The organism is Morganella sp. GD04133 (genome assembly GCF_029835375.1).
Lineage (GTDB): Bacteria > Pseudomonadota > Gammaproteobacteria > Enterobacterales > Enterobacteriaceae > Morganella > Morganella morganii_B.
Genome location: NZ_JAODZS010000069.1, coordinates 1 through 6,421, shown reverse-complemented (window position 1 = coordinate 6,421; position 6,421 = coordinate 1). Strand labels below are relative to the sequence as shown.

At 48.6% G+C, this 6,421-nt stretch carries 8 protein-coding genes; 3 read left to right on the top strand and 5 right to left on the bottom strand.

What is annotated here, in order from left to right; all coding sequences use genetic code 11:
• Window positions 1-37: 37 nt before the first annotated feature.
• From cgtA to rplU, 3 genes are all read right to left on the bottom strand, one after another.
• Complete coding sequence (cgtA, locus tag N7387_RS20745; protein WP_025154529.1) at window positions 38-1,204, bottom strand: Obg family GTPase CgtA; 1,167 nt, start codon at window positions 1,202-1,204, stop codon at window positions 38-40.
• 128 nt (window positions 1,205-1,332) lie between these two features.
• Complete coding sequence (gene rpmA, locus N7387_RS20740) at window positions 1,333-1,590, bottom strand: 50S ribosomal protein L27 (protein ID WP_004241388.1); 258 nt, start codon at window positions 1,588-1,590, stop codon at window positions 1,333-1,335.
• 20 nt (window positions 1,591-1,610) lie between these two features.
• A complete protein-coding gene (gene rplU, locus N7387_RS20735) occupies window positions 1,611-1,919 on the bottom strand; it encodes a 50S ribosomal protein L21 (RefSeq protein WP_004241383.1) in 309 nt (102 codons plus the stop codon).
• 262 nt (window positions 1,920-2,181) lie between these two features.
• On the opposite strand from rplU, the gene ispB reads away from it, so the two are divergent.
• The gene (gene ispB, locus N7387_RS20730; RefSeq protein ID WP_025154530.1) at window positions 2,182-3,153 is read left to right on the top strand and encodes an octaprenyl diphosphate synthase; all 972 of its coding nucleotides are present in this window, start codon (window positions 2,182-2,184) and stop codon (window positions 3,151-3,153) included.
• 39 nt (window positions 3,154-3,192) lie between these two features.
• Here ispB and N7387_RS20725 read toward each other — a convergent pair whose 3' ends face one another.
• Window positions 3,193-3,579 (bottom strand): DNA-binding protein, encoded by a 387-nt coding sequence (locus tag N7387_RS20725; protein ID WP_262859305.1) that lies wholly within the window; start codon window positions 3,577-3,579, stop codon window positions 3,193-3,195.
• Between the two features lie 581 nt (window positions 3,580-4,160).
• Between N7387_RS20725 and N7387_RS20720 the strand changes: the two genes are divergently transcribed.
• Window positions 4,161-4,427 (top strand): helix-turn-helix transcriptional regulator, encoded by a 267-nt coding sequence (locus tag N7387_RS20720; RefSeq protein ID WP_025154532.1) that lies wholly within the window; start codon window positions 4,161-4,163, stop codon window positions 4,425-4,427.
• 93 nt (window positions 4,428-4,520) lie between these two features.
• Here the strand turns inward: N7387_RS20720 and mdh are convergent, their stop codons facing one another.
• Window positions 4,521-5,459 (bottom strand): malate dehydrogenase, encoded by a 939-nt coding sequence (mdh, locus tag N7387_RS20715; RefSeq protein WP_262861159.1) that lies wholly within the window; start codon window positions 5,457-5,459, stop codon window positions 4,521-4,523.
• Between the two features lie 448 nt (window positions 5,460-5,907).
• Here mdh and argR point away from each other — a divergent pair, with 448 nt between their 5' ends.
• Window positions 5,908-6,378 carry a transcriptional regulator ArgR gene (gene argR / locus N7387_RS20710; RefSeq protein WP_004234524.1) on the top strand — a complete coding sequence of 157 codons (471 nt, stop codon included), beginning with the start codon at window positions 5,908-5,910 and terminating at the stop codon, window positions 6,376-6,378.
• Window positions 6,379-6,421: the final 43 nt, after the last annotated feature.

The window sequence follows — 6,421 nt, the reverse complement described above, 5'->3', positions numbered from 1 at the left end:
TATTCACCGGGTTTTTCTTTGCTCAGGATTCTGACGATTACTTCTTCCAGATGAACTCGACACCTTCTTCGTCGTCTTCATCCCAGTCGTCGTCCCAGTCATCATCTTCTGCCTGATCAAGCTGCTCTTTGTGGTAATCGTCCCACATAAAGTCCACTTTCGCATCCGCAGCCGGGACTTCAGCAACCGCTTCGCGGGCATGGGTATTGAGGAATTCCATCAGATCCCAGCACAGTGCTTTCACGCCTTCGTGATTGACCGCAGAGATCATATAGAATTTTTCTTCCCAGCCGAGGGCATCGGCGATCGCCTGAGCGCGGGTTTTCGCTTCTTCCGGATCAATCAGATCGACTTTGTTGAAGACCAGCCAGCGCGGCTTCTCAGCCAGCTTCTCACTGTATTTTTCCAGTTCACCGACAATGATCTTCGCATTTTCCACCGGATCACTTTCATCCACCGGGCAGATGTCGATCAGGTGCAGCAGCACGCGGCACCGTTCCAGGTGTTTCAGGAAACGGATCCCCAGACCGGCACCATCAGATGCGCCTTCGATCAGTCCCGGGATATCCGCGACCACGAAGCTCTGTGAGTTATCCATCCGCACCACACCCAGGCTCGGCACCAGTGTGGTAAACGGATAATCCGCCACTTTTGGTTTTGCCGCAGAGACAGAACGGATAAAGGTGGATTTACCGGCATTCGGCATTCCCAGCATCCCGACGTCAGCCAGCAGCATCAGTTCCATCATGAGTTCGCGGGTTTCACCCGGGGTACCCATAGTGCGCTGACGCGGTGCGCGGTTAACAGAGGATTTAAAGCGTGCGTTACCCAGGCCGTGAAATCCGCCCTTGGCAACCATGTGACGCTGTCCGTGCTGCAACATGTCCGCCAGTATCTCATTGGTGGTCATATCGCGCACACGGGTGCCTACAGGCACGTTAATCGTGATATCGTTGCCCCGTTTACCGGTACAGTCACGACTCTGGCCGTTTTGACCCCGCTCAGCACGGAAGGATTTTTCAAAACGGTAATCAATCAGGGTATTGAGGTTTTCATCGGCCTGAAGGTATACATCACCGCCATCACCGCCGTCTCCGCCGTCTGGTCCGCCTTTCGGAATATATTTTTCGCGACGGAAGCTCACGCATCCGTTGCCGCCATCTCCTGCCACAACCAGGATTTTAGCTTCATCTACAAATTTCATTACTTTTCTCCGTAACGTTGCCGTGTCCGGACTACCGGTTCAGTATGACCCGGGATGACGTTTTACGCATATAAAAAGCCCTGCAAAAGGTTTGCAGGGCTTTCGGACTCGGTTAAGACGTGAAAAACTTATTCAGCTTCGATGCTGATGAACTTACGGTTTTTCGGGCCTTTAACTTCGAATTTTACTTTTCCGTCAGCTAACGCGAACAGAGTGTGGTCGCGACCGCAACCTACGTTGCTGCCTGCGTGGAATTTAGTACCACGCTGACGAACGATGATGCTGCCTGCTAATACAGCTTCACCACCGAAACGTTTTACACCCAGACGTTTTGCTTCAGAATCGCGACCGTTTCGAGTCGAGCCGCCAGCCTTTTTGTGTGCCATTGATCTGCTCTCCTATTAACTTAAGCGATACCGGTAATTTTAACATCAGTGAACCACTGACGGTGGCCCTGCTGTTTCCGGCTGTGTTTACGACGACGGAACTTAACGATTTTAATTTTATCGCCGCGACCGTGTGTAACCACTTCAGCTTTAATTTTAACACCTTCAACGACTGGAGCGCCGATCTTGATGTCTTCACCATTTGCAACCATCAGGACCTGGTCAAACTCAACAGTTTCACCTGTTGCGATGTCCAGCTTTTCCAAGCGAACGATTTGACCTTCGCTGACCCGGTGTTGTTTACCACCACTTTGGAAAACCGCGTACATATTAACTCCGCTTTCCGCACACCCCATAAAATTTGATTCTCAGAGTGCACTATAAAATTATTCACAATAGGGCGCGGATTTTACGCAAAAATGCCGCAAATGACAAGTGCTGAAAACGATCTAATGGTAAAAAAACGTCACTTTACAGATACCCGTTTATTTGCAGCTTTTTTACAGTACAATCATAAAATATAAAAAAACGCTGCTATCATAAACCATTACCTTTGATCGGGATGTCAAAAACAAGGTTAAAGCAAGTCATATGAACTCAGAACAAATAATCGCGCTGACGGCGGATGATATGGCCGCTGTCAATCAAAAGATTCAAAAACAGCTGACCTCAGACGTATCACTTATCAACCAGCTGGGTTACTACATTATCAGCGGCGGCGGGAAACGGATCCGCCCGATGATCGCTGTGCTGACCGGACGGGCTCTGGGCTATGACGGCGACAAACATATTCAGGTGGCAGCCCTGATCGAATTTATTCATACCGCCACCCTGCTGCACGACGATGTGGTGGATGAATCTGATATGCGCCGCGGCAAACAGACGGCCAATGAGGTGTTCGGCAACGCCGCCAGTGTGCTGGTCGGGGATTTTATCTACACACGATCCTTTCAGATGATGACGGATCTGGATTCCATGCGTGTGCTGAAACTGATGTCAGAGGCGACAAACGTGATCGCGGAAGGGGAAGTGCTGCAGCTGATGAACTGCAACGATCCGGATATCAGCGAAGCGGATTACATGCAGGTTATTTACAGCAAAACCGCCCGTCTGTTTGAGGCCGCCTCACAATCTGCCGCGATCCTGGCCGGTGCCACACCGGAACAGGAAAAAGCATTGCAGGATTACGGCCGCTATCTCGGCACCGCGTTTCAGCTGATCGATGACGTTCTCGATTATGATGCGGATAACGCGACACTCGGTAAAAATACCGGGGATGATCTCGACGAAGGCAAACCGACACTGCCGCTGCTCCACGCCATGCACAACGGCAATGCGGAAGAATCCGCACTGATCCGTCAGGCCATTGAACAGGGTAACGGGCGTCATCTGCTGGAACAGGTTCTGGCAGCCATGAAGCGCTGCGGTTCCCTGACTTACACGTATAACCGTGCCGAAGAGGAAGCCGACAAGGCTATCGCAGCCCTGTCCGTACTACCGGATTCACAGTACAAAGACGCGCTGGCTGGTCTGGCTCATATCGCCGTCCGCCGCTCCGCCTGATCACAGCGAAAAAAACGGGATCCGCGGGGATCCCGTTTTTTATTCCGGTTTTTCGTCCCGCTCCCGGCTGCCCGGAAGTTCCTGTGCATCAAGATGCTGGATGAGTTTGGCCAACCCTTCCCGCAGAATGAACGTAACAATTTTTTCCCGTTCCTCTCTGGTCAGCTGATAATAGGCTTCCACCCAGATCAGAAACGCATCCTGCCGTTTCGCCTGATAGCTGGCGCTGTTGTCACATGCATGCAGGATCGCCTGAACTTCATCCGGCAAACTATCGACACTGTATTCGACTGCTTTTCCCTGCACGCCGCGCTTGCGCCGCTGATGCCAGCCTTCCCGTCTCGCCATCAGGTTGACACCTTGAGGAGATGATGGCAAGCCCGCCAAACCAACCAATTCCTTCGCGGAATACCATTCTTTTTTCATCTTTTCTCCTGCAACCCATTTTCAGCAAAAAATCGGCAATTTCCGTGCTTAAACTGCGTGAATTTGCCGGGCACTTTCCTAAAAATGACAACTGCTTTAGCTACACTGAATTTATTTAACAGCTTCCGGATTGATGCCGATTTTTACGATTTCATTTGACAAACACAAGGATAAAACATCATCTTTTTGTGAATAATCGGCATATTTTATTACAACGACGGTAAGTACTGACAACATGACCGTCGGGCAGAAAATGAGATCCGGCTCAGTGCTGCTGTTGACGTATCACGCCTGATAACAGGTAAAAACCACTTTTGTTTCATCAACAAACTCCTTATGTTGAGTAAGTAATTGTGCTTACTTGATTCATTCCTTTGTTTGCCGCCAAATGTTCATTTGGTTTCTTAATTCTGTAACAGAGTTCAAAAAAGATATTTTTAAGAAAAAATTTAAGAAAATATTTAGAAAAATAATGGTATTTTATTTTCTTAATAACGAATTGAATTCATCTTTAATGTAACGACAACTCGTTATTTATACCACTAACACAACATTAATCTGAAATAAAAAGGACGCAATATATGGATTCCGGTAAATCTGACTGGCACCCTGCTGATATTATTGCTTCGCTGAAAAAACGGGGGACAAGTATGGCTGCCTTGTCGCGCAATTCGGGACTCAGCTCCTCAACACTTGCCAACGCGATTGTCCGCCCGTGGCCGAAAGGTGAATGGCTCATCGCAGACTTTCTCGCCATTCATCCGTCAGAGATTTGGCCCAGTCGTTATTTTGATTCTATCACAGGTGAATTATTAGATAGGAAAAGAAGAATGAAGGTAACTAAGTAATTTCAATATATAATCATAAAAATAATAAAACCGCTAATAATGATTAGCGGTTTTATTTACGGTCCGAAAAAATAAATACAACTAATTAATAATTCAGCTGTTAATAAATTTCTCACCAAGAGCAATATCGGCTTTCAGCACATCCAGCATGCCGTTCAGCGCTTTCTCTTCGTATGCACTGAGTGAACCTATGTCCAGACGCTTCTCAACACCGTTCTTGCCCAGCAGCACCGGCTGAGCAAAGAAACGGGCGTATTTGCCGTCACCTTCGGTATAAGTGCATTCCACCACATTGCTCCCGCCCTGCATGGCGCGAACCAGCGACAGGCCGAAACGGGCAGCGGCCTGGCCCATAGAGAGCGTAGCTGACCCGCCGCCTGCTTTGGCTTCCACCACTTCCGTACCGGCGTTCTGGATACGTTTGGTCAGGCTGTCAATTTCCGCATCACTGAAGCTGACACCCGGGATCTGAGACAGCAGCGGCAGAATGGTCACACCGGAGTGACCACCAATGACCGGCACTTCCAGTTCCTGTGGTTTTTTCCCTTTCAGTTCCGCCACAAAGGTGTTGGAACGGATAATGTCCAGCGTGGTCACGCCGAACAGGCGATTTTTGTCATACACACCGGCTTTTTTCAGCACTTCTGCCGCGATCGCCACAGTGGTGTTCACCGGGTTGGTGATAATACCGATTAATGCTTTCGGGCAGGTTTTGGCAATTTTTTCCACCAGATTACGGACGATCCCCGCATTCACATTAAACAGATCAGAACGATCCATGCCGGGTTTACGGGCCACACCGGCAGAAATCAGGACAATATCCGCACCTTCTAATGCAGGGGTAGGATCCTCTCCCGCGAATCCGGTGATCCGGACATCGGTCGGAATATGGCTGAGATCTTTTGCCACACCCGGTGTGACCGGTGCGATATCATATAAAGTAAGATCTGAACCTGAAGGAAGCTGGGTTTTAAGAAGAAGGGCGAGAGCCTGACCAATACCACCTGCTGCTCCGAGAACTGCAACTTTCATCCTGAGACTCCTTAACTTGGGACGGTTAGCACGATTGCGCATCGGGCGCGAATCCGTGCATGAGGGCTGTGAATACAATATTTTAACAGACTGATTGCATATTCACGCATTTAAATCTGTTTGTCTATTGTTATCCATTCTAAACAAATCGCTTATCTGTTAATGAGATAAGGAACACTATTTTGACAATTATTTTACTTTAAGCGCACTTATAGTCATGTGCGTTAATATACCGATGCGTAACTGATAACAACCTCATTTAATTAACAATATATTTACCTCCGGTGATAACCCGGCCAGAGCCATAAGCAATGTCAATTACGTGAGCTGATCACCCGTTTTGACCATTAATGCGGTTTCCTCCGGTCAGACCACAGGGTTTAATTTGCATAAAAATGCATTTTTCCGCATAATAATAAAGTTCGTATCCAAATTTGCAGGAAAGACTATGCGCGCACCTTCTAAACAGGAAGATCTGATCAAGGCGTTTAAGGCGCTGTTGAAAGAAGAGAAATTCAGCTCTCAGGGGGAGATCGTCACTGCCCTGCAGGAAGAGGGCTTTGAGAATATTAACCAGTCCAAGATTTCCAGGATGCTGACCAAGTTCGGTGCTGTCCGCACCCGTAACGCGAAAATGGAAATGGTTTACTGTCTGCCTGCGGAACTGGGCGTTCCGACAGCCACCAGCCCGTTAAAAAACCTGGTGCTGGATATTGATTACAATGACTCGGTGGTGGTTATCCGTACCAGTCCGGGCGCAGCGCAGCTGATTGCCCGTCTGCTGGACTCCATCGGTAAATCCGAGGGTATTCTCGGCAGTATCGCCGGAGATGACACTATTTTTTCGACACCGGCCAAAGATTTCACCACAGAACAGCTTTACGAGGCGATTCTCGCCCTGTTCGAACAGGAACTGTAATCCGCCGTCAATCATAAAAAAACCGCGTGGCACTGATGCACCA

Bases quoted from the DNA above. Each gene is read 5' to 3' on its own strand.
- mdh (WP_262861159.1), bottom strand. From the start codon at position 5,459: ATGAAAGTTGCAGTTCTCGGAGCAGCAGGTGGTATTGGTCAGGCTCTC.
- ispB (WP_025154530.1), top strand. From the start codon at position 2,182: ATGAACTCAGAACAAATAATCGCGCTGACGGCGGATGATATGGCCGCT.
- N7387_RS20720 (WP_025154532.1), top strand. From the start codon at position 4,161: ATGGATTCCGGTAAATCTGACTGGCACCCTGCTGATATTATTGCTTCG.
- argR (WP_004234524.1), top strand. From the start codon at position 5,908: ATGCGCGCACCTTCTAAACAGGAAGATCTGATCAAGGCGTTTAAGGCG.
- N7387_RS20725 (WP_262859305.1), bottom strand. From the start codon at position 3,579: ATGAAAAAAGAATGGTATTCCGCGAAGGAATTGGTTGGTTTGGCGGGC.
- cgtA (WP_025154529.1), bottom strand. From the start codon at position 1,204: ATGAAATTTGTAGATGAAGCTAAAATCCTGGTTGTGGCAGGAGATGGC.
- rpmA (WP_004241388.1), bottom strand. From the start codon at position 1,590: ATGGCACACAAAAAGGCTGGCGGCTCGACTCGAAACGGTCGCGATTCT.
- rplU (WP_004241383.1), bottom strand. From the start codon at position 1,919: ATGTACGCGGTTTTCCAAAGTGGTGGTAAACAACACCGGGTCAGCGAA.